Below are 21,287 nucleotides of genomic sequence, written 5' to 3'. Positions count from 1 at the left end.
CTTCAAAACCTTATGGCGAATGCTTACTCTAGATATTTCGTGCTATGGCGGTTGTCTGGCGTCACCCTAAAAACCTTTGTGTTCCCGTACAAAGAACTGTATATAGTATGGTGATAAATTCACATTAAATAAATTATCAAAAGCCTCCAAGGGTGAAATATATGTTACATGGATAAAAAATAAACACCCCGTAAATCAATTAAACCCATAGTAGCATTTCCACCCTAAACATACTTTTATCTGCAATGTTTCCAAGGTATCAACAATCGAGTTTAAATGCATACTTTAGAGAGTTGAAAACGAAATAAAAACAATCTCTTATGTAAAGATCAGCTATATACGGTACACATTTGAGTCACAAAAAACTATTTTTTACCAAGCAGTTTGAATGCACATTTGAAGTTTTCCCAGAAAAAACTAACTTGGTTTGATTAAATTCAGCAAATTCAAAATTAGCAAAATTATAATTTTCAAAGCAATAAGTTTTTATCTCAAAATGACTTTATTTGTTTGAGTACAATTTCATAACCAGTACTATATTTCAAACTCACATAATTGTTGGTAAGTATAATGCTATTAATTTAATTTAATTTACTTTATATTTTGAAAATCACTAGATTATATTTTCAAATTATTACTATAAGCTAAGCTGGTAATTGTGCAACTACTCTTTGTAGTAAATCCTTAAAGCGAAAAGGTTTGGTGACAAAATCATTCGCACCAGCACTCATTGCTACTACTTTATTGCGATCGTCGCTATTAGCAGTTACTACAATTACTGGATAGAGTTTTCCTTTGTTACGTAGTTCTCGCAAAACCGTCCAACCATCCTTAATTGGAAGACCCAAATCAAGTAATACTAAATCAAAATCATCGGATTCAGCTTTGAGTATCGCTTGCTCTCCATCTTCTGCAACCGTAGTTTGAAACCCACTCTTGCGTAAACCTTTTTCAACAAAGGCTGCAAGACGGGCTTCATCTTCGACTATTAAAATTTTGCTCATTTTACTACTTTGTATTATTGCTTCATACTAAAGCTAAATTATCTCAGTCAAACTTCAAAACTAACTATATTTCAAAAAAATTTTTTATACCCGCAAACGATACCCCATGCCTCTAACAGTTTCAATTAAATTATTCCCTAGTTTTTTACGCAGATAACCTACATAAACATCGACTATATTAGAACCTGGATTATAATCATACCCCCAAACTCGGTCTAATAATTGTTCCCGACTCATAACTTGTCCGGGATGACGGAGAAATGTTTCCGCTAAAGTGAATTCTCGGGCGGGTAAGTCTACGATTTCATTTGCTACCCGTGCTTTGCGAGTTCGCAGATCGAGTTCTACGTTACCTGCTTTGAGAATATTTTCTTCTTTTGCAATCCCTTGACTTTTTTTACGTAGTCTGACACGAATCCTGGCTAGAAGTTCCTCAAACCGAAAAGGTTTGGTCATGTAATCGTCCGCACCACCTTCAAAACCGGCTATTTTGTCGTTAATATCATCACGGGCAGTAAGTATGATTACAGGTAACTGCTCTCCTTGTCCGCGTATTTCTTCTAATACTTCTAAGCCATCTTGACCGGGTAGTCCTAAATCAAGTATTAACATATCAAATTTTTTGCCAACAGCTAGCCTTAAGACTTCATCAGCAGTTGATGCAACTGTGGGAGTAAATCCATTGGCGCGAAGTCCTTTAGCTATAAAAGCTGCAATACGAGATTCATCTTCAGCAATTAGAACTTGGGTCATAGAAACATCATCAGTACTTACTAAGCAATTATCAATATCGTAATAATTGGGAAAATTTATTATTTCCCTAAGAAAAATTTAAGTTTGTTTCGATGAGAATTTAAATGGAATGAGAATTTCATTTTTGTGCGATCATTATTTGTCTTGGAATTTAGGAATCAAAAGTTGTAGAAACGCCACATGTCGCGTCTGTACGGAAATTAGAAGTTGTAAAAACGGCACATGTTAACCTATTGGTTGCGCAATAACTACAGCTAGAGTCTGTGGCGTTGGCGGCTCAGAACGTTACGTAGTCATAGCCTGCGGTCTCGGCGGTGGCTCGGAACGTGACGTTAGTCAGAGCCTTCGGCGTCGGTGGATCCGTTCGGAACGTAGCGCAGCTATAGGTAACGTAGTTATAGCCTCTAGCTATAGATGCGGTACCTATGGAACGGACTGCTATCTACTCATCCGGTACGCTTGCGCTAGATATTACGCATCTGTAAGGAAGTCACGATTACAACTCGAAACTAATCTATGTGTGTGTGCTTTTAAGAAAAACTTATATCATCCCTCTTTAATTTGTAATCTGCCATAGATATGAATTATTGATTAAGCGGAAGAAGTAAAAGTATTGGGATCGAATGCTAATTTTGCTCCTATACTTATAGGCTTGTCATTATATATACATCTTACTATCCCAATTAGTTTTAAATTAAGTTTATATCCAGTCGAACTTTAAATAATAAAAAGCCAAGATACTACTATCGATTAATTGACAAAATTAGTAGGGTGTCGAAACGATCGGGGTGTAGAAATCCTAGACCTTTATTTCTTGTGGTTTTTCTTCAGTGTTTAGTGGTTGGAGGGGTAAGATAATTGTAAAAGTTGAACCTTTTTTTGGTTTGCTTGTAAGGGTCACTTCACCATCATGAGCTTCAACGATCGCCTTAACAATAGATAGTCCCAATCCTGCACCTTCAGAGCGACGACGGCTATTAGCTGCACGGGCAAAACGTTCAAAAATTCGTTTTTGATCTTCGTAAGCAATTCCTTCGCCGGTATCCCGTACCCAAAAATGTACCTTATCTTTGACTAAAGCAGAACCAATTGCAATAGTGTTATTGTGACTAGTGTAATGTGTTGCATTACCTGCCATATTCATTACAGCTTGAGTAAGACGTTGACGATCTATTACTACATGACACGTAGCAGTTCCATCCAAACACCAGTTACGATCTGCTAAACCCTTGGCTTTAATAAATAACTCTTCTGTCAATTGCTTAACATCAACTGTTTCAAGTAGTAAAAAATCTGGACGCTCAGCTTTTGCCAATAAAATCAAGTCTTCTACAAACCGACTCATGCGATCTAATTCATCTAAGACCAACGCTACAGTTTCCTCTTTTTCTTCGGGGTCGTCTCCCATCAATTCTAAGTGTCCCCGAATGATTGTAATTGGCGTTCTCAATTCGTGTCCAGCGTCATTAATAAAATTTCTTTGAGTACTGAAAGCTGCTTGCAAGCGATCCATCATTTCATTAAATGTGGTAGCTAATTCTGCAATTTCTCCTTTTCCTTCGACTTGAATGCGTTGATTTAAGTCTGATTCACCGATGGAACGCGCGGTTACTGCTAATAATCGCAGGGGAGAAAGTACCCAACCAGAAACAACCCATGCTAATACTAAGGCTATGATCAAGATAATACAACTAACTTGAATTACAACGTTGACAGCTTCAATAATTTCTGAACGTTCGCCGTCAATAGTATGAGCAACTACAAGCGCTCCTAAAGTTTTACCTTGAAACTTCACTGGATAACCGATGTAAATTATTCCACCTGTTTCTCCATCAGTCGCTTGCATTTCACCTTTGGTTGGTTTAGTTAACTTTGCCCAATCCTGCATTAATTTTGTATCTCGGTCGAAGATTTCTGGTCTACCCCTAGGACTAGATTTGAAAAATCTTCCATCAACAAAGGTTAACAAATATGTATCATCTTCAGGGAGTTGCTTTGCCATGAATGCATTGAAGAAGTCTTCTAGTTGTGCAATTGAAGATGGAGGTTTGAGGCGTCGTTTGAGTTCTTCATCTCCATATTTTAACCATAGGGGGATCCCTTCTATTCCACCACTAATATCGATATCTTCGGAAGATGTATCATTGTCAACTAGTTTATTAAATATGTACATCTTTTCCTTAAGTTCTCTGCGAACTCGAGTATCAACGCGCTGGTATAAAAGCAGGCGAAAGGCTGGAATAGAAGCGACAAAGATAAAACCAACAATTAGTACGTACCAAAACAATATTCGGGTTCTTGCAGCCCAAAAAAAACCTCGACGAGGATTCAGGATTTGACTTTTGATTTTAAGGTTCTCTATTGGAGATGAAAATTTGTTGCTATTGGTACTGTCCATAACTATCCGAGCAATAGCTAATAATTTGGGTAGGGAACTAACCTATACAAGATTTAGTTTATGTTTTTGCGTTGAGCAGTCATGACAACTCTTGTAGCAATTAAACTATTAACAGGGCACAGGTAAGATAAAGTGTAATAAGATTTTAAATGCAAGCACAGGCTACGCATGATTGAGCCTAGGATATACTGACAAAGACCTTTACAGTAACCCTATATTTACATCGTAATTCTTAATGATTAGAAAGTCAGCAAATATAAAATAAGTCAAATAATAATTTCATATTCGCAAATATTCTACATCAAAATGTTAAAGTAAATACTTAGTTAAATTCTCAGTAATCTTAAAATTTATCATACAAGAATAATCTATCCAGTGTAGGTAATGAATTATTTATTGTATATTTTATATTTATTTATATGGTTTACTTTATATTGGCTTATAAGTAAAATTTTGCAAAATCAAAATAATTAGTAATATAAGCGCAAATATTTATATCTATTTTTTTAATTGTTTATTTGTATGTATTAATTAATTTTGTTTTCAAATGTCAATGATTCGTAACTATTCTTAGAAGCAGGCATACTTAAAGACATACTACTGAAGGCAAAGTATGATTTGGGCGTTATGTAAGTTTATTTGATTTATATCCTTAGGATTTATACATCAATCATAGAACTTGATTGCACTAAATTATATTTTACTTCTGATGATTGATTTCAAAGTATTGAAGCAATTTCCAAATAAAACTTGAAAGTAAATTGGTAGTAATATGAGCAACTATGGGTACCAATAAATTTCCACTGATTATTGCGCTGTAACCTAACACAAAACCAACAACAGTAGCCCAAATGACATAAGACCATTGTTGAGAGTCGTTCAAGTGTAAGACACCAAAACAAATACTAGAGATAATTACAGCTAGGTGGTTAAATCCCAAAGCAGGTAACATCACCCCGCGAAACAATAATTCTTCACTTAAACCAGGTAACAATCCGACCCAAATTAAATCGGGTAATACCAAAGGCTTAAGAACTATGTCCAGATAATAATCTGCACTTAGACGGTACGAGTTCCAAAACTTGTAAGCTAGGCTGCTGAAAATAGTTATAATTAGTCCTAGAACTGCTCCTAAAAATAATTCGTTTTCTTCCCAGCGCCAAGACATCAAATAAACATTACTAAATCGCAACCACAATTTAGCAATTATCCATAAAAATATTGCTGTTGCTCCAATTGCTGCAAGTACTTGAGTGCGGGTCAGATATGGAGGAATTTCTGATTCGGGCTTTTGGTCATTTGTCATGAGTAATTTATTACTGGTTAACCGTCAAGGGTTCTTTTGTCACAAAGTCATACCAATTTCTTTTAAAATTGCTCACTTCTTTTATAAAAGGGAACAGGGAACAGGAAATGGGGAATGGGAAACAGATTCAAATAATTGATGTGTAGCAGTTTTTTGGAATTGATATGAGATTTTAACTTTTTGACTTTGATTTTTTGTTACATAGTCAATTTTGTTCGAGTTAATATAATTAATTATTCCTTAAAGAGTGCAAAGGATATATATTTGAACCAAGGGCAGAAGGATTAATACCTGCTTTATGTGCGGCGATAAAACCTACAGCTTCTAAATAGGAATTTACTCGCACTGACTTAATTCCCAAAGGTTCTGGAGGTACTTGAATTTGGGTTTGATTTTCTTCTACAACAATAATTTCACATCTTTGCTGATTTAAACTGAGTAAAGCGCTACCTCCACAAGCATTAACTGGTGCGATCGCGGCGTCAATTTGATTCGCCCAAATATCTCCGGGTTGGGGATGTTGATCGTTTCCCTCGACAATAAACTGAGGCGCTCGATTTAAACCCACAAAAACACTAGGTATAAAAGTATAGCCCAATTCTTCCGCTGCCGAACGGGGAGATAAGTTTGAGTCGAGAGGTGCGGGTAAAAAAGCAGGTGAATGAGCACAAGGTATTTTGAAGGTTCGGACGATGGAATGACTAATTACCGCTTCAGCTCCAGCGATGGGATCTACTCCTTTACCTTGACGGTAATTATTTTCTGTTTCTGGATCGACCTCATCGGGGAAACGAGCTACCACAGCGATCGCTTCCGCACCAGCTTTATTTATCAAAATATCTGCTGCTCTCAACAAGCTATCTAGATTTCCAATGGTTCCCCAACTTGCACCACTCGGGGAATTGCGTAACTCTACATTTAAGGGAGCATCAGTAATAACATAATCTGTGAGAGAAAGCCCTAATGTTGCTCTGGCTGCATCAGATGCTTGCAAATGTCGCAAACGTAAATCTGGTTCAATTCCTCCATCTAAGAGTAAACCTATTTTATTTTGATGTACTGGACGCAAACCCCAAGACCCTGCAGCAAATTTATCTAACCCATAACCTTCAACATATAGGGCGTTGGGTAAATTCCAATACATTGTTGCAGCATTGAGAACATTGGGATGAGTTATTAGACGATCGCAAACTTGAGAAAGGGCTTTAGCGACAGGAATTGCATCGCCAGCATAACCACCAATTGCAGCTCCTACCCCTGTGGGGACAATTAAAATCGCAGTGTATGGACGCATTTATTCAGTTATCAGTTATCAGTTATCAGATTTTGTAGATTGTATTAGGCTTTAGCCGTAATGCACCATGAATGAAATCAATAGTATGGGATTATTTACTTTTTTGGTATTGTCTGAGAATCATTAATTACCTGCAGTCAACTTTGTGACCGCTAAACTATTTTCTGTATCCCTTTCCCTACTAGCTAATTCTGGTAACAACTGCTTCTACCTTTACCTTTTGCTGTTCTGTATCTACAGAAGTAATCGCCCAGCGTAGAGGTTCTCCTTGTTTCTGTAATTCTGTTTTGATCGCTAGTTGTAATTCATGTGGATTATCTTGCAGGTCGATTTCTGTACTAATAAAGTGAGTTGTCATTGAAGTAACTTCAGGCTATTTGTTACTACAGATTAACGGATAATCTTTCAGATACAGCAAAGGATAAAAAAATTAATTTATTTGGCTGCTTTTACTAATTTTTATTATCGAGCAGTATCCTCTGTTGTTATTAAGTCTTTACCAGTGAAAATTTATAACAGTCAGACTAGAATTGAAGCTTTTTAATTTGAGATAGAAATATCAAATTTCAATATTTATAGTCCAATATTTGTGGTTCAATTTTTATAGTTCGATATTTATCGCTCAACACTTATATATTATACTTATGGCTCGTATACAAAAACTATATATCAAGTACTAAGACAATAATTTTTAATGAAATATATTTCCTTTAAATTAACTCGTACCAATTAAAAAATACTGCTGCACATCAATTATTGGAATCTATTCTCCTTTTTCCATTCCCTTTTATAAATAAAGTGTATCAACCTTAAAGCAAATTGATATCAATTAGTTTTGGCTAATAGTTAATGGTTAATTGTAATGAACTATAGCAATAGATCCTAAATCATGAGAATATAAATACTCTATTATCCTAGATCTAATTTCTCATCTATATTTTGATGAAAACTATAGTAAACAGCAACTAACCACTAACAACTAGCAGGCGTTCGCAACAGTCAATTAACCTTTACCAAACTGCTTTTGGTAAACAGTCTCTTCTTTTTCCGTTTCTATTTTTAGATCGGAGCGAGGATATGCAACACAAAGTAAAACATAACCTTGTGCTTGTAGGTCTGGACTAACCCCCATACCATCAGTTTGATCTACTTTACCATCGTTAATAATTTTGCCCGCACAGGTAGTGCAAACACCAGCATGACAGGAAGAAGGTAACTCCAGCCCCGATTCACCAGCCACAGACAAGATAGTTTGATTTTCAGGAACTTCTAAAGTATGAGTTTCCCCTTGATGGAGGATTTCAACCGTGTAAGTTTTAGACATATGTATTCCCCTAGAATTAATGCAGCAAACAAATAAAATATTTTATCTTATAAGTAATAGGGCATAAACCTAAGCTACAAAAATTAGTAAAATCATTATTTCAAAAACTTCACTTCACAAGGGGATATTGAATAATAAATCATATCAGTTAAAAAACTTTAGTTTTTACCCAAAATCAGACTGTGGTGATGGATAAGAATGGGTTTTAATTGGAAGTAGCTGTAAAATAAAAGTAATGACTCTGATAAATAACCAAAAAAACATATTGCTACTTGTATAGTAGAATCTTTTTGAATAAAATGTAAGTAACTATAATTACGATTATCTGAGTGTTTAATTTTAGCTCTCCATCCAAACTTTTGAAATGATTTTACTACCTCATTCCTGTCATCAAATCACCGTACAAGTCTTTAAAATCATGTTCTATGGATAACAGAGATATTACTTTCTGAACCATCCATTTTCTGATTTATTACTTTTTAGTTGATAGTGTGCAGAGCTATGACAGTAGAATGAATCCCCGGAGAATTACAGCAATTGTAAACAGAGTTTTATCATTGCCGATCTAAATTTATCGAACCATGGAGAGTCAAATGTTGGAATCATACCGCAAACAAGTCGAAGAAAGAGCTGCGCTGGGAATTCCTCCTTTACCACTAGATGCAAAGCAAACATCAGAATTGTGTGAATTACTGAAGAACCCCCCAGAAGGTGAAGAAGAAACGTTACTGAATTTGTTGAGAGACCGAGTTTCCCCTGGGGTGGATCCAGCAGCGTATGTCAAAGCTGGTTTTTTAAGCGCGATCGCTAAACAAGAAATAACTTCTCCCCTGATATCGCCGGTTGAAGCGGTGCAATTGCTGGGTACCATGGTTGGGGGTTACAACGTACAGTCTTTAATTGACCTGCTACAGACTTCTAATTCTAGCTTGTCCCAATCAAAATCATCAGAAACACCCTTGGTAATGTGGGGCGAAGCAAAAGAACCTTTGGCTACATACGCTTCAATGGCATTGAGCAAAACTTTGCTGGTGTATGACGCCTTTAACGATATCATGGATTTATCCAAAGCAAATCCCTACGCGAAAAGAGTTGTGGATTCTTGGGCTGAAGCTGAGTGGTTCACATCTCGTCCGGAAGTAGCAGCAGAAATTACTGTTACCGTTTTTAAAGTTCCTGGGGAAACCAATACTGATGATTTATCCCCTGCAACAGAAGCCACAACCCGTCCCGATATTCCCCTTCATGCTTTATCAATGTTGGAATCTCGCCAACCAGGAAGTTTAGAGACGATCACCAAATTAAAGCAGAAAGGACACCCGGTAGCATATGTGGGAGACGTGGTAGGAACCGGTTCTTCCCGCAAATCAGCAATTAATTCCGTATTATGGCACCTTGGTAATGATATTCCTTTTGTACCTAACAAACGGGCTGGCGGATATATTTTAGGTGGAAGTATCGCCCCAATATTTTTTAATACTGCTGAAGATGCTGGTGCATTACCGATTGAGTGTGACGTCACCAAAATGGAAACCGGTATGGTAATTACCATCCATCCCTACAAAGGTGAAATTACCAACGAAGCAGGGGAAGTTATTTCCACTTTTACCTTAAAGCCTGAAACTATTTTAGATGAGGTTCGCGCCGGGGGACGGATTCCTTTATTAATTGGGCGCAGTCTCACCGATAAAACCCGCGAAGCATTAGGTTTAGAACCGAGTACTATTTTCAAGCGTCCTACACCCCCCAGTGATTCCGGTAAGGGTTATACACTCGCTCAGAAAATGGTCGGGAAAGCTTGTGGTTTACCTGGGGTACATCCGGGAATGTCATGCGAACCAATTATGACAACCGTTGGTTCCCAAGATACCACAGGTCCCATGACTAGGGATGAATTAAAAGAATTGGCTTGTTTGGGTTTTAGTGCAGACTTAGTGATGCAAAGTTTCTGTCATACAGCAGCTTATCCCAAACCAGTTGACGTCAAAACTCATAAAGAATTACCTGATTTCTTCGCCCAACGTGCTGGGGTTGCTTTACGTCCCGGTGATGGAATTATTCATTCCTGGTTAAACCGGATGTTATTACCGGATACCGTAGGAACTGGTGGTGACTCCCACACTCGTTTTCCCCTGGGAATTTCCTTCCCTGCAGGTTCTGGGTTAGTAGCTTTTGCTGCTGCATTAGGGGTAATGCCCTTAGATATGCCAGAATCAGTATTAGTACGCTTCAAAGGAGAATTGCAGCCGGGTATAACCTTGCGAGACATTGTGAATGCGATTCCCTATGTCGCCATTCAGAAAGGTTTGCTGACGGTAGAGAAAAAGAATAAGAAAAATGTCTTCGCCGGACGAATCTTGGAAATTGAAGGTTTACCAGATTTAAAAGTAGAACAAGCATTCGAACTTACCGATGCAAGTGCCGAACGTTCCTGTGCTGGCTGTACGATTAAATTAGGAACCGAAACCATATCCGAATATCTGCGTTCCAATGTCGCCTTATTGAAAAACATGGTAGCGCGGGGTTACACCGATGCAAAAACCATTATGCGTCGCGTCGCCAAAATGGAAGAATGGTTAGAAAACCCCCAATTAATGTCGGCTGATCCCGATGCAGAATATACCGAAATCATCGAAATCGACTTAAACGAAATCAAAGAACCGATTGTTGCTGCTCCTAACGACCCCGATAACGTGAAATTATTATCAGAGGTTGTGGGCGATCGCATAGATGAAGTCTTCATTGGTTCTTGCATGACCAACATCGGACATTATCGCGCTACTGCTAAGGTCTTGGAAGGTTCGGGAACAGTTACTACTCGTTTGTGGATTTGTCCTCCAACCCGCATGGATGAAAAACAACTCAAAGAAGAAGGAGTTTACGGTATATTTGGTGGGGCTGGTGCGCGTACCGAAATGCCAGGATGTAGTCTATGTATGGGTAACCAAGCCCGAGTAGAAGATAACGCCACAGTATTTTCTACTTCCACCCGTAACTTTAATAACCGTATGGGTAAAGGTGCACAAGTTTACCTCGGTTCGGCGGAATTAGCTGCAGTTTGTGCTTTGTTAGGTAAAATGCCCACGGTAGAGGAATATATGGATATTGTAGCGAAGAAAATTCATCCCTTTGCTGACGATCTATATCGGTATTTGAACTTTGACCAAATATCTGGTTTTGAAGATGAAGGAAGGGTGATTCCGTTAGAAGAAATGCCGAGAATTGAGGATATTTTGGGAATGCCAAAAGCCGGTGTTAAATAATTATTTTCTAGTATAAATGTGAATGTAGTGGACTGACACGCCTAAAATGATGCAATAGATTTGTCCTAAAATTTATTTCAATTAATGATTTTTGGATTTTGCTAACGCACTATTTTAGCTGTGTCAGTCCAGTAGGGTGCGTTACGCTGTCGCTAACGCACCACAAAATTTTTCGGGTACACGCAATTGAAAATATTTTCGAAATATAAAAAACAAGTATTTAATAATTATTATCTTATGTAAATATATTAATAGATGTAATTACAATGGTTGATAAAATTATTTTCGTCACGAATTAAATGTTCCCAAAATCTTCTTTGCCATAGATTAGATTCTTTACGTTTTCCTCTAGATGTTGTAATGTTTAAATATGATGGCAATTGATTAACATAATTTTTGCTGACAAATATTTTTATCATTCGCCAACGAGTTGCATAGTTGCTATCTTCTGGTGGTAATATCCATACACAGTGGAGATAACCTGGCAACAAAACCAAAGCTTCTATTTTGAAGAGATAGGTTTGACGTACTTTATTTATACTTACTCTTAATATTTGACGTGCATTTTCTGTACACAGCCAAGGGTAACGTTGATAGGTAACTCGCGTGAAAAAATAGGTACGACCTGTAACTATAAATCTTTTATAATTCGGCATATTTTAGGGTAGCTTACATGATTTTTGCCCTAAATTTATTAATCCCAGTTGTTGCGTTACTGTTTCAAAATTTAAGCCCTTCGTTCTAAACAATTAATAATGCGAACAGCAAGCTGTTTAGCTATCACGGGTTTATTTACAAAATCATCAGCACCACTCGTCAGTGCTTGTTCTCGCAGAGCTACATCCTGATGAATGCTGAGGAATAAAACGGGAAGTTTACACCAATAAGAATGATTGCGAAGTACTTGACACAATTCAATACCACTGATATGCGGCATTTCAATATCTAGTACCAGTAAATGGGGATTTATAACTTGAAGTACTTCCCAAAATTGTCGCGGATCGTCTAAGGTTGTAAGCTGAAATTTCCAGGGTTCTAATAGGGACGGTAATAATCGTAACAAGTCTGAGTCATCATCTACGACCATAATTCTTTTGTCCCGGGAACGTTCTATTACTTGTTTACAAAAGTCAATTACTTGGATGGGGGTAATTGGCTGTTTTAAATAAAAAGAACTTCCATGTCGCGCTACATGTAAGCGGTCTTCAACTCGATCGCTATCGGCGATCGCCAAAACGGGAATTGATGGTGTGAGTAAGTTGAATTCAGCAATTAAAGATAAATATTTGGAGCGCAATGTTGGATCGAATGCAGAGCGAGCAAAAGACACCTTGATAATAACTACATCGGGAAATTCTTGATGTTCTTCTCCATCCAACCAAGATCTAGCTGAATCAGGAGTTGTTGCGATCGCGGTTCTAATTCCTTGAGTCGTTGCTTCTTGGGTTAACTGTTCGGTAAATTTTGTATCATCATCCACAATTAATAACAAAGGTGAATGTTGCCCTAATTGGGAAGACACTTGATCGGAAAGATTATTTTCCGGCTCCTCTTCTCCAAATAAGTTTTGATTTAAAGTGTTAAAAATGCTTTCTACTTGCTGCAATTCTAGGCTGTCTTGACTAATATTTGTCTCCAAAAGTTGCTCTAATTCTTTTGCTAATTCCGATTCCGTATCAAAACCAAAAATACCCAAATTTCCTGCTAAATTGTGAGCAATTAATTTTGCTTCTTGGCGATCGCTTTGATTGAGATTTTCCTCTTTTAAAGCTTTGATAGCTGATTCTAAAATTAATAATTGCTGTTTGTTCCGCTGTCGATGTTTTTCCCAGACTGAGTTTAATGCTGTTAAATGTAGGGATTTTTTGTCATTTTTACTATCTTTTGCAACATTTGATTTAATTCGGTTTTGAGGATTATTAACTTGAGGTGCATTTTTTAAACAATATCCTCGTCCTCGTACGGTCTCAATGGGGTCTTCTGGTAAACCAGCTAATTTTAATTGATTTCTTAAACGTCTTAAATGAGAGCGAACTGTTGCATGAGCAGGATATTCTACGGAAGACCATAAACTTTGAATAATTTCTTCGATGCTAAAAATTTTTTGACTGTGGCGTAAAAATAATTCAAGTAATCCGTATTCTTTTCCTGTTAAGAATAGCAATTGTCCCTGATAGTTAACTTCACCACTACAAGGATCTAATTGTAAATTCCCCCAACTTAAAACTGGACGGGAGTTGGAGTTTACGCGACGCAATAAAGCTCGAATACGAGCAGCTAATTCATCAATATCAAAAGGTTTACCCAAATAATCGTCTGCTCCTGCATCAAGTCCCTGAATTTTCGCTTGACTACCGTTGCGAGATGTTAGTAAAAGAATAGGCATATGATAGCCATTTTCACGAAAACGCTCACAAAGGCTAATACCATCGAGCCTAGGTAAAGACCAATCCAGGATAATCAAATCATATGTGTAGGTAGAACCATAAATCCATCCCTGTTCTCCATCAGTAACAGCATCGATCGCATAATTCAATTCAGCAAGACTTTTTTTGAGTACATCAACTAAGGTTCGATCGTCATCTACTACTAATATTCTCATGTTGACATCCCCCAAAATTGCCTGTTCCCTTTAATAACTTTAGCGTTATTCAATTAACATATTCAGAAAATATTCTCACAATTAAAAATATAGGGGGCTGTAAGTATTTGATAATTCATGAATTTAAATCATTAAGTAGTTATGAGAGAATAAAAAGCAGAAATCTGGATTTATCTTAACCAAATGATAGACTTTATAAATGATTGTTTCTCTTAAATTAATAGATATATAACCTAATATTAACACCACTATTTTTCTATGTTTTATATCTACAATAATTTTCTCATATATAACATTAATTTCAATTGCGGTACGTTAAGACTTTAAACTAAGATAATTATTTTAAAATGTAATCAATTCATATATTTTCACTTATTAGCTTAACATTACTAATTTATTAAAATTAAAAGTAATTTATCTACCTATATATAGCTTTAAATAACTAATTTATTATTCATGTTACTCATTTTATATTACAGTTCCCAATGAAGTATTTTGGCGATTTTACTAGCTAAAGTCACTGAATTAAAAGGTTTAGTGATGACATCAATCACCCCCAGATTTTGAAACTCATTTTTATCGGCGACTTGGGTTTTTGCTGTAAGTAAAATTACTGGAATTGATTTAGTTTCGGGGTTTGATTTTAACTTTGCAAGGGTGGAAATTCCATCCATATCCGGCATCATCACATCGAGGAGAATTGCGTCTGGTTGTTCTGTTTGTGCTGTAGTTATTCCTTCCGAACCCGAAGAAGCAATATATACTTTCCAATCTGTTTCAATTTCTATACCAATTTGCACGACTTCCTGAATCGTTTCTTCATCATCAATCAGCAAAATACATTTTTCACTCATGGCGATCGCTCTCTTTCGGTTCACTTTTTTTTGCTTCAATCTTTGTCAGTTCACTGTTCTTTTGTATGATTGCAGGTAAGGTAAAGTAAAAAGTGCTGCCTTCTTCTAAGCAACTCTCCGCCCAAATTTTCCCTCCATGTCCTTCAATAATTTGTCGACAAATTGCTAATCCTAAACCAGTTCCACCTTTTTTACGAGAGTTGGAAGAATCAACTTGGTGAAAACGCTCAAAAATCGTTTCTAATTGACTTGTAGGAATTCCCTGTCCTCGGTCTTTAACTTCAAAGGTGACGTAAGGAATTGATTTTTTACCTTTGGTTTTCTTTGCTAATACTTCCATTTTTGCGGAAAGCCAAACGCGACTATCTCGAGGGGAAAATTTAATTGCATTACTCAATAAGTTAGTCAGGGTTTGAACGATATAATCGCGATCTGCCCAAACTACGAAATCAACCGACTCAGTAAATAGCTTAACTCCATGCTCAGTAGCCATTGTTTGCATAGTTTGGGCTGCTTCAATCATTAATTCCGTAACTTTGCAGGCTTTCTTATTCATTTTTATTTTGCCTGACTGGATGCTTTGTAAGTCTAGGACATTGTTAACTAAACGCACCAAACGTTCTGTTTGTTCGTCAGCAATTTGTAACATCCGCTGTCCTTTATTGGAAAGGTTACCCAGTTTTCCGGTCGCCAGAATTTTCAAAGAACTGTGAATAGATGTTAGTGGTGTACGCAGTTCGTGACTAACAACAGAAATAAATTCATCTTTCATCCGTTCAATAGCTTTGCGTTCGCTAATATCGCTAGTAAGAGCAAAAAATCCTTTGACTACATTTTTCTCCTGTTCATTAATGTGGGGTATATAGGTAATATTGACAGAGTGACTGCATCCATCTTGGAAAGTGATATCTTCCTCATAAGTAACTTTTTGTCCTGAAAGTGCACTTTCAACATACTTCCGAATCTTTTGATATTCTTCTGCTCCATGAACTTTCTTGAGATGACAGCCATAAATTTTACTTGGGGATAACCCTAACCAGGTTTGGTAAGCTTCATTGTTGAAACGATAAAGCTGGTTTTTATCCACATACGCAATTAAAACTGGTAATCCATTAGCTATCAAACGTAATTGCTCTTCGCTGCGACGTAATGCAGCTTCTACCGTCAGGCGATCGTTAATTTCCTGCTGAAGATTACTGTTAACCTGTCTTAGTTTCGCAGTCCGTTGGGCGATTAATTCTTCTAAATTCTCTAGTAATTCACCTTGTGATAAAGCAATACCGATTTGGTCTGCAAGTTGTTGCATTAACTCCAACTCAAAATCTTTCCATTCTCGGGTATTTTTGCATTGATGAGCAATTAATAAACCCCATAACTGGCTATGAATTCCAGACTCATCAGTTTTAGAATCATTAGTTTTAGAATCATTAGTTTTAGAATCGTTATTTTTGTAATGACTAGTTTTAAAATCACTACTTTTGGAGTTATTAGTTTGAGAATCTTTAGTTTGAGAATCTTTAGTTTTAGAATCGTTAGTCTGAGGGTTAAGATTTTGCAGGATTGGTACCACTAATTTAGCTTTTACTGTCCATTCGTCCATAAATTCAACTAAGCATTCAGCTAATCCTGCATCAGGAGAATGTATGTCAGCTATAGCTTTTACCCTTCCCCCTCCATAGAGTTCTCGATATTCTTGGGGAAATACTTCTTCAGGAAACACAACACCTAAAACAGCAGGATATTCAGGTAACACAGCCTCACTAATGGATTTACCAGTACCATTGGCAAAAACCTGGTAAATTAATACTCGGTCGGCATCCAAAATTCTTTGTACTTCATCAACCGCAGTCTGTAAAATCTCTCTGAGTTGGAGTGATTGACGAATTTTGAGGGTCACTTCCGCAAATAACTCTACTCGTTGATGTTCGCGGTGGAGTTCTTCTGCTACTGCTCGCTTGAGATCGGTAACATCTCTGAAAACTAATAAGTTGTAGTTGGGTAATAATTCTTTAACTCTACTATGTTCTACAGTTCGGATTGTCCCATCAAGATGTCGAATTTGAATTTCTTCGATATCTTGCTCCTGCTCCCAATTAAGAGGGGAGGTTAAAAAAACTGCTATCGACTGACCAATTAAATCTTTCTTTGTCGAACCAAATAACTCACAAGCTGCTCGATTGACCTCTACAAAATTATTTTGTTGGTCGAGAATTGCGATCGCTTCAGCAGAATGTTCAAATACAGCTTGGAGTAATGATTTCTCTCCTTGAAATTCTCCTACTCGCTGCATAAGTTTTTAATTTTTGAATTATTTATTAATTTTTTATTATAGATTAACTCTATTTTAAGTTTTGCAATTAAAAGTTAATCAAAATTAACCCATTAAATGAAAATAAGGATGTGTGAATGTTTGTGTGTCCTTTCACTTTTGTCATGAAAGATTTATTATGAAAAGTCAAAATCCGGTACAGACAACCCAACCCTTCTTCCCTAGGGGAGGCTAGGAGAGGGTTAGATCGTCTTCACAAAATATAAAGTTTAAGATTGCAACCAATTACTCAGATGGAGTACTGTTTTCTACCGCATCGAGAGGACGAATACCAACGATTTTTCCTCCCATACGAGTAATACGAACCATTTCTGCATTCATGCGACTGTAAGGAACTTGAATGAAAACACTACCACTAGTACGGAAAGGATAGCTATTAGCATCATTTTGGTCATTTTGTCTTAATCCAGTAACCTCATAAACAAAAATACGGTTACTTGAAACGGAATTCGATCTACCACCGATTAAAGATTTTCCCAACATTTCTTAAATACCCTCAGATACTTTTATATAAATATCAGACTTAATCTATGCCAGACTGACTCATGCTAGAATTACTTACGCCAAAGTAATACTCGCAACTTTGCCACCCATTTTATTGATTTGTTGTAAAGTATCTGATAGCTGTTCGTAGGGAACCAATAATGCTTTACTAACACGTCGTACTTTTGGATATCTCGGTAAATTCATCCCCGAAACTTCTATACGATAAACGCGACCTTCCCGATTAGAATTCCGAAAAGTTTTATTTTGAGCAATACCTTGGTTAGAAGCTTGATAAGCCCAACCATCACCACCTCCCGAAGGACTGACCACCGCAGAAGCTTTATTAGATGCTAATTCTTTTGCTAAACGAGACTTAGTACCTGCGATCTGAGCGCGATCACTATTGGCGTAACCCCGATACAATTGAAACATCCGGGTAAAACCAACTGTTTTTTGCTGAAACTGGGTAGAAAAACCTCGGTAAAAAGGTACTACATCATCACCAAAATTTTCATCATATTCCGCAGAATCAATATAAGAGTCAATATCTGCCTCAAAACCTTTATTTTGGTACAGGTCAAGGTGATAAATTACCTCTGATTCATCGTAAGGAGCGCGACCAAGCAAATGTTTTAAATTTAACTCAATAGTTCTGGTCTGGAAACTACCATAAAGAAATTTAGACTTATACAGTTCCGATTTAGCGACAGCCCGTACAAATTCCCGCACCGTAATCGAACCATTACATAGCAAAGATTCTATACTAATTAAACGCTCAGAAGCCATAATATAGTCATTACCAAGTACCTGTCGATAAACTGCTTGGATGGCGATTTGAGCATCTTCGTTACTCCAGTTAGGTCGTAACTCTACAGGTTTGCTTTGACTAAATGCAGAAACTCCTAAACGGGATGCTGCTTGTGTAATTGCCACGTTTTTATTCTCCCCTATAAGTATAAATTTAGATGTGCCAAAATTAATCCTCGCTTAGGCATTTTCAATGCTAAGAATTTGACAGCCATTCTTGTTCAAATTTTGTAAAATTCCAGAAAGTCTTTCGTAGGGAACAACATATTCCTTAATGCTACGTCTTAATTGGGGCGCACGTCCCCGCGCTCCTTGGCTTACCCGCAAGCGATATAAATTTCCTCGACCAGTCGCAGTAACTCCACTCAACGCTTGTCCCATATCTGGGGTACGAATGGGATTTGCCATATTGCGAGCTAATTCGTAAGTTAAACTAGGGCGACCTTTATTTCCTTGAGCGCGATCGCTGTTAGCATAACCCCGATATAGCTGAAACATTCTGGTAAAACCGACGGTTTTCTGTCCTGGTTGGTTAGAAAAACCACGGTAGTAAGGTACAATATTATCGCCAAAACTTTCGTTATATTCTTCAGAGTCAATATAAGAATCGATATCTGCCTCAAAGCCTTGATTCTGATAAATATCTAGGTGGTAAATAATTTCAGATTCGTCGTAAGGTGCGCGACCGAGTAAGTGTTTGAAGTTTAACTCAATTGTGCGTGGATGATAATTATTGTAGAAAAATTTTGATTTATAAAGTTCCGACTTCGCGACTCCGCGTACAAATTCGCGAACAGATATTGCACCATTACATAATAAAGATTCAGCACTGGTGAGACGCTCAGATTGCATCAGATGGTCGTTCCCTAGAACTTGTCGGTAAATGGCATTAATGACAAATTTTGCATCCTCTTGATTCCAGTTAGGACGCAATTCTAAAGGAGTTTCATCGCTAAATGCAGAAGTTCCTAAACGAGATGCGGTTGCAGTAATTGCCACTGATTTTACTCCTAGATTGTGCTTTTCTAAATTATGTCTTCTTAGATTGTATTCCTGGATTTTGCTTATTGAATCCTATGTCTGCGCCACGAACGAGATTTATTTTCTTAAGATTATTTTTTTGGTATTGCTCGGAATTACAAGAAAATATCTAAAAGCTAAGTATCTAGTAAATACTGATAAATAGACTTTAACTGATAGCTACTTGTAACGCCGAGCAATGAGAAATTTTTAGCTTAAAGTTCTAGCTCAAAGCATTGATCGCGTAATCAATGTAGGAGTTTGCTTCAACAGCAGGATCACCACTTAAACCATGGTTTCCTTTAATATATTTGAGAGCCTCTACGTACCAGCTTGGAGATAACTCAAAAGTACTGTTAATTTCAGCAATTCCCGATATCAGGTAGTCATCCATAGGACCAGTACCTCCAGCTACAAGACAGTAGGTAACCATACGTAAGTAGTAACCAATATCTCGAGCACATTTAGCTTTACCCTCAGGGGTTGAAGCATAGTTTGCTCCTTGCATTTGGGTCGTATAAGGAAATTTTTGATAAACAGCTTGTGCTGCACCATTAATTAAACGATCCGCATTGTTAGTGAGTGACTTAGCAGCTTCTAAACTTGCACTAGCCTGACGAAAACGACCAAATGCAACCTGAATTTCGGTACTACTAAGGAAGCGACCTTGGGAATCAGCGGAAGATACTGCTTCAGTAATTGGAGTTTTCATCGATAATTTTCCTTTGGAAATTTGACTTACTATTTGCTATTGAAATACAAGAAATATCTATGTTGGCTTTGAAAACTACTAACCAACTGCTGATGCTGCACGGTCGAAGTAACTACCCAATTCAGACATCAAAGAACTACAATCCCCAGGGGTGATACCTTCTCTGTTACCTGCAATTGCGATCGCAGCTTCCTTCATTTTATTAATACCTTCAGCAACAGAACCGCCAGGTACTCCCAGAGCAACATAGGTTTCTCGTAAACCATTCAAACAGCGATCCTCTAAAACAGAAGCATCACCAGCAAAAACAGCGTAAGTAACATAGCGCAAGACAATTTCCATATCTCGCAAACAAGCAGCCATACGACGACTGGTATAAGCATTACCACCAGGAGCAATCAACTGGGGTTGTTCGGCAAATAAAGCGCGAGCAGCATTAGCAACAATAGTTGAAGCATTACCTGTGATGCGATTAACTACATCCATACGCTTATTGCTTTCAGCAACCATATTGCTGAGGGCGTCAAATTGCTCGTTGCTAAGGTAAACACCCCGAGTATCAGCTTGGGAAATAACCCGGGTGAATGCATCTAACATCTAAGTATCCCCTATATATCTAATCGCACAAATGGAATTCTAGAAAGCTGAAACCTAACTTTTCACAAAAAACTGAGGGTTAGCTAAGGATAGAACTGAGTGAATTCGATTTCTCGCTTGACTCAAAAAACATTAATTTTTTGCGTTCAAGTTAGGAATTCAGCGGCTTTCGGACTATAACTATATAACCAAAGTTTTTGTGCAATTCTGGTGCAATTGCATTAGCAAATGTTAAACAATTGTTTCTTTGTGTAACTAAAACTTAAAATAAAGTAGTTTTGAGTAACAAATATCTTTTGACTAGAGCTACCAGCTTGATACAGGTTCTCCAGTCTTATGAAACCAGTCAAGTATTTCTCGTCGTTATTTTTTTGAGTGTAAACAAAATTACACCCATAGTTACATTATTTTCTCCTTTTAGGGCTTATTTATGGAACAAATCCCATCATGGTAGACATCATTTTTGATTCAATGTACTTTTAATAGATAGTCTTAACTTGTTAGTAAATATTGCCTATCAGATAAAGTTTTTCCTACC

General features: G+C 37.2%; 17 protein-coding genes. 1 reads left to right on the top strand and 16 read right to left on the bottom strand.

Annotation, left to right across the window (positions count from 1 at the left end; translation table 11 throughout):
* Positions 1 to 644 precede the first annotated feature (644 nt).
* From BC008_RS44965 to BC008_RS44940, 7 genes are all read right to left on the bottom strand, one after another.
* Complete coding sequence (locus BC008_RS44965) at positions 645 to 1,004, bottom strand: response regulator transcription factor (RefSeq protein WP_027842362.1); 360 nt, start codon at positions 1,002 to 1,004, stop codon at positions 645 to 647.
* 84 nt (positions 1,005 to 1,088) lie between these two features.
* Complete coding sequence (locus BC008_RS44960; protein WP_027842363.1) at positions 1,089 to 1,757, bottom strand: response regulator transcription factor; 669 nt, start codon at positions 1,755 to 1,757, stop codon at positions 1,089 to 1,091.
* A gap of 799 nt (positions 1,758 to 2,556) precedes the next feature.
* On the bottom strand, positions 2,557 to 4,155 hold the full coding sequence (locus tag BC008_RS44955) for a sensor histidine kinase (RefSeq protein WP_036265043.1): 1,599 nt from the start codon (positions 4,153 to 4,155) through the stop codon (positions 2,557 to 2,559).
* A gap of 700 nt (positions 4,156 to 4,855) precedes the next feature.
* Entirely contained in the window at positions 4,856 to 5,461 is a 606-nt protein-coding gene (locus BC008_RS44950) for a CPBP family intramembrane glutamic endopeptidase (protein WP_027842365.1), read from the bottom strand.
* Positions 5,462 to 5,690: 229 nt separating this feature from the next.
* On the bottom strand, positions 5,691 to 6,755 hold the full coding sequence (locus BC008_RS44945; RefSeq protein WP_027842366.1) for a DUF3326 domain-containing protein: 1,065 nt from the start codon (positions 6,753 to 6,755) through the stop codon (positions 5,691 to 5,693).
* Positions 6,756 to 6,936: 181 nt separating this feature from the next.
* Positions 6,937 to 7,113: a hypothetical protein gene (locus BC008_RS51050; RefSeq protein WP_201026243.1), complete on the bottom strand. Its 177-nt coding sequence runs from the start codon at positions 7,111 to 7,113 to the stop codon at positions 6,937 to 6,939.
* Positions 7,114 to 7,758: 645 nt separating this feature from the next.
* Positions 7,759 to 8,079 (bottom strand): 2Fe-2S iron-sulfur cluster-binding protein, encoded by a 321-nt coding sequence (locus BC008_RS44940; protein WP_027842367.1) that lies wholly within the window; start codon positions 8,077 to 8,079, stop codon positions 7,759 to 7,761.
* 593 nt (positions 8,080 to 8,672) lie between these two features.
* On the opposite strand from BC008_RS44940, the gene acnB reads away from it, so the two are divergent.
* Positions 8,673 to 11,342 (top strand): bifunctional aconitate hydratase 2/2-methylisocitrate dehydratase, encoded by a 2,670-nt coding sequence (gene acnB, locus BC008_RS44935; protein ID WP_027842368.1) that lies wholly within the window; start codon positions 8,673 to 8,675, stop codon positions 11,340 to 11,342.
* Between the two features lie 248 nt (positions 11,343 to 11,590).
* On the opposite strand, the gene BC008_RS44930 is transcribed toward acnB, so the two are convergent.
* The 9 genes from BC008_RS44930 to BC008_RS44890 form a co-directional block, all read right to left on the bottom strand.
* Positions 11,591 to 11,998, bottom strand: a complete 408-nt coding sequence (locus BC008_RS44930) for an REP-associated tyrosine transposase (RefSeq protein WP_058184873.1) — start codon at positions 11,996 to 11,998, stop codon at positions 11,591 to 11,593.
* 71 nt (positions 11,999 to 12,069) lie between these two features.
* A complete protein-coding gene (locus tag BC008_RS44925) occupies positions 12,070 to 13,944 on the bottom strand; it encodes a response regulator (protein ID WP_027842369.1) in 1,875 nt (624 codons plus the stop codon).
* A 473-nt stretch (positions 13,945 to 14,417) separates the two neighbouring features.
* Positions 14,418 to 14,798 carry a response regulator gene (locus tag BC008_RS44920; RefSeq protein WP_027842370.1) on the bottom strand — a complete coding sequence of 127 codons (381 nt, stop codon included), beginning with the start codon at positions 14,796 to 14,798 and terminating at the stop codon, positions 14,418 to 14,420.
* The gene (locus BC008_RS45980; RefSeq protein WP_058184871.1) at positions 14,791 to 17,088 is read right to left on the bottom strand and encodes an ATP-binding protein; all 2,298 of its coding nucleotides are present in this window, start codon (positions 17,086 to 17,088) and stop codon (positions 14,791 to 14,793) included. The genes BC008_RS44920 and BC008_RS45980 overlap by 8 nt, the downstream gene beginning before the upstream one ends.
* Before the next feature lie 264 nt (positions 17,089 to 17,352).
* Positions 17,353 to 17,610, bottom strand: coding sequence for a phycobilisome linker polypeptide (locus BC008_RS44910; protein WP_058184869.1), 258 nt, complete (start codon positions 17,608 to 17,610; stop codon positions 17,353 to 17,355).
* Between the two features lie 75 nt (positions 17,611 to 17,685).
* The gene (locus tag BC008_RS44905; protein WP_027842371.1) at positions 17,686 to 18,546 is read right to left on the bottom strand and encodes a phycobilisome linker polypeptide; all 861 of its coding nucleotides are present in this window, start codon (positions 18,544 to 18,546) and stop codon (positions 17,686 to 17,688) included.
* Positions 18,547 to 18,600: 54 nt separating this feature from the next.
* Positions 18,601 to 19,419 (bottom strand): phycobilisome linker polypeptide, encoded by an 819-nt coding sequence (locus tag BC008_RS44900; protein ID WP_027842372.1) that lies wholly within the window; start codon positions 19,417 to 19,419, stop codon positions 18,601 to 18,603.
* 244 nt (positions 19,420 to 19,663) lie between these two features.
* The gene (gene cpcA / locus BC008_RS44895) at positions 19,664 to 20,152 is read right to left on the bottom strand and encodes a phycocyanin subunit alpha (protein ID WP_027842373.1); all 489 of its coding nucleotides are present in this window, start codon (positions 20,150 to 20,152) and stop codon (positions 19,664 to 19,666) included.
* 78 nt (positions 20,153 to 20,230) lie between these two features.
* Positions 20,231 to 20,749 (bottom strand): phycocyanin subunit beta, encoded by a 519-nt coding sequence (locus BC008_RS44890; RefSeq protein WP_027842374.1) that lies wholly within the window; start codon positions 20,747 to 20,749, stop codon positions 20,231 to 20,233.
* Positions 20,750 to 21,287 lie beyond the last annotated feature (538 nt).

Source organism: Mastigocoleus testarum BC008 (assembly GCF_001456025.1).
Lineage (GTDB): Bacteria > Cyanobacteriota > Cyanobacteriia > Cyanobacteriales > Nostocaceae > Mastigocoleus > Mastigocoleus testarum.
Note: the sequence above shows the minus strand (reverse complement) of the source record. Positions and strands in the feature narration are given on the sequence as shown.

What these genes read in the sequence shown, in the direction of transcription:
- BC008_RS44925 (WP_027842369.1), bottom strand. Translation starts at nt 13,944, where the DNA reads ATGAGAATATTAGTAGTAGATGACGATCGAACCTTAGTTGATGTACTC.
- BC008_RS44965 (WP_027842362.1), bottom strand. Translation starts at nt 1,004, where the DNA reads ATGAGCAAAATTTTAATAGTCGAAGATGAAGCCCGTCTTGCAGCCTTT.
- BC008_RS44940 (WP_027842367.1), bottom strand. Translation starts at nt 8,079, where the DNA reads ATGTCTAAAACTTACACGGTTGAAATCCTCCATCAAGGGGAAACTCAT.
- BC008_RS44960 (WP_027842363.1), bottom strand. Translation starts at nt 1,757, where the DNA reads ATGACCCAAGTTCTAATTGCTGAAGATGAATCTCGTATTGCAGCTTTT.
- BC008_RS45980 (WP_058184871.1), bottom strand. Translation starts at nt 17,088, where the DNA reads ATGCAGCGAGTAGGAGAATTTCAAGGAGAGAAATCATTACTCCAAGCT.
- acnB (WP_027842368.1), top strand. Translation starts at nt 8,673, where the DNA reads ATGTTGGAATCATACCGCAAACAAGTCGAAGAAAGAGCTGCGCTGGGA.
- BC008_RS44920 (WP_027842370.1), bottom strand. Translation starts at nt 14,798, where the DNA reads ATGAGTGAAAAATGTATTTTGCTGATTGATGATGAAGAAACGATTCAG.
- BC008_RS44890 (WP_027842374.1), bottom strand. Translation starts at nt 20,749, where the DNA reads ATGTTAGATGCATTCACCCGGGTTATTTCCCAAGCTGATACTCGGGGT.
- cpcA (WP_027842373.1), bottom strand. Translation starts at nt 20,152, where the DNA reads ATGAAAACTCCAATTACTGAAGCAGTATCTTCCGCTGATTCCCAAGGT.
- BC008_RS44945 (WP_027842366.1), bottom strand. Translation starts at nt 6,755, where the DNA reads ATGCGTCCATACACTGCGATTTTAATTGTCCCCACAGGGGTAGGAGCT.
- BC008_RS51050 (WP_201026243.1), bottom strand. Translation starts at nt 7,113, where the DNA reads ATGACAACTCACTTTATTAGTACAGAAATCGACCTGCAAGATAATCCA.
- BC008_RS44950 (WP_027842365.1), bottom strand. Translation starts at nt 5,461, where the DNA reads ATGACAAATGACCAAAAGCCCGAATCAGAAATTCCTCCATATCTGACC.
- BC008_RS44955 (WP_036265043.1), bottom strand. Translation starts at nt 4,155, where the DNA reads ATGGACAGTACCAATAGCAACAAATTTTCATCTCCAATAGAGAACCTT.
- BC008_RS44910 (WP_058184869.1), bottom strand. Translation starts at nt 17,610, where the DNA reads ATGTTGGGAAAATCTTTAATCGGTGGTAGATCGAATTCCGTTTCAAGT.
- BC008_RS44930 (WP_058184873.1), bottom strand. Translation starts at nt 11,998, where the DNA reads ATGCCGAATTATAAAAGATTTATAGTTACAGGTCGTACCTATTTTTTC.